Origin of the sequence: Pseudoroseomonas cervicalis ATCC 49957, assembly GCF_000164635.1 — a bacterium.
GTDB lineage: Bacteria > Pseudomonadota > Alphaproteobacteria > Acetobacterales > Acetobacteraceae > Pseudoroseomonas > Pseudoroseomonas cervicalis.
Genome location: NZ_GG770987.1, coordinates 1 through 1,325 on the forward strand (window position 1 = coordinate 1; position 1,325 = coordinate 1,325).

Below are 1,325 nucleotides of genomic sequence, written 5' to 3' on the forward strand. Positions count from 1 at the left end.
GAAGCCACCGCCCCCGCCTGGGCGGCGACGCCGCCCGCCGAACGCGCCGCCCTGCTGGAGCGCGCCGCCGAGCTGATGGAGGCGCGGGCGCCAGACCTCTTCGCCACGCTGATCCGCGAGGCCGGCAAGTCCCTGCCCAATGCGGTGTCCGAGCTGCGCGAGGCGGTGGATTTCCTGCGCTACTACGCCGCCCAGGCGCGCGCGCTGGAGGGCGAGGCGACGCGCCCGCTCGGCCCCGTGCTGTGCATCTCGCCCTGGAACTTCCCGCTGGCCATCTTCACCGGCCAGGTCGCGGCGGCGCTCGCCGCCGGCAATGTGGTGCTGGCCAAGCCGGCCGAGGAGACGCCGCTGGTCGCCGCCCAGGCCATCGCCCTGCTGCACGCGGCCGGGCTGCCGGAAGCCGCCGTGCAGCTGCTGCCCGGCGAGGGCGAGGTCGGCGCCGCGCTGGTCGCCGATGCGCGGGTGCAGGGCGTCATGTTCACCGGCTCCACCGAGGTGGCGCAGGCGATCCATCGCAGCCTGGCGCAACGCCTCGGCCGCGAGGGCCGCCCGGTGCCGCTGATCGCCGAGACCGGCGGGCAGAACGCCATGATCGTCGACAGCTCGGCCCTGCCGGAGCAGGTGGTGGCGGATGTGCTGGCCTCGGCCTTCGACAGCGCCGGCCAGCGCTGCTCGGCGCTGCGGGTGCTCTGCCTGCAGGAGGAGGCGGCGGAGCGCATCCTGACCATGCTGCGCGGCGCCATGGCGGAGCTGTCGCTCGGCCGCACCGATGCGCTGTCGGCCGATATCGGCCCGGTGATCAGCGAGGCGGCACGCGAGGGCATCGCGCGCCACATCGCCGCGATGCGCGAAGCCGGCCGCAAGGTGCACGCCCTGCCGCTGCCCGAGGCCGCCGCGCGCGGCTCCTTCGTGGCGCCGACGCTGATCGAGCTGGACAGTCTTTCTTCCTTGCGGCGCGAAGTGTTCGGCCCCGTGCTGCATGTGCTGCGCTGGCGGCGCGAGGCGCTGCCGCAATTGCTGCGCGACATCGCCTCCACCGGCTATGCGCTGACCTTCGGCCTGCACACGCGGCTCGACGAGACGGTGGCAGCCCTGGCCGAGGCGGCACCGGCCGGCAATGTCTATGTCAACCGGAACATCATCGGCGCCGTGGTGGGGGTGCAGCCCTTTGGCGGGCATGGGCTGTCCGGCACCGGGCCGAAGGCGGGGGGGCCGCTCTATCTGCGGCGCCTGATGGCGGAAGCGCCCGCCGCGCCGCCGCTGCCCGCCTCGCCCGCCCCGGCACCCGAGGCGCTGGCGCTGCGCGACTGGCTGGCGGCGCAGGG

At 75.1% G+C, this 1,325-nt stretch carries 1 protein-coding gene; it reads left to right on the top strand.

Going from position 1 to position 1,325, the window contains the following annotated elements:
• A partial coding sequence (locus HMPREF0731_RS21010) for an L-glutamate gamma-semialdehyde dehydrogenase (RefSeq protein WP_007006252.1) occupies positions 1–1,325 on the top strand: 1,325 nt, incomplete at both ends.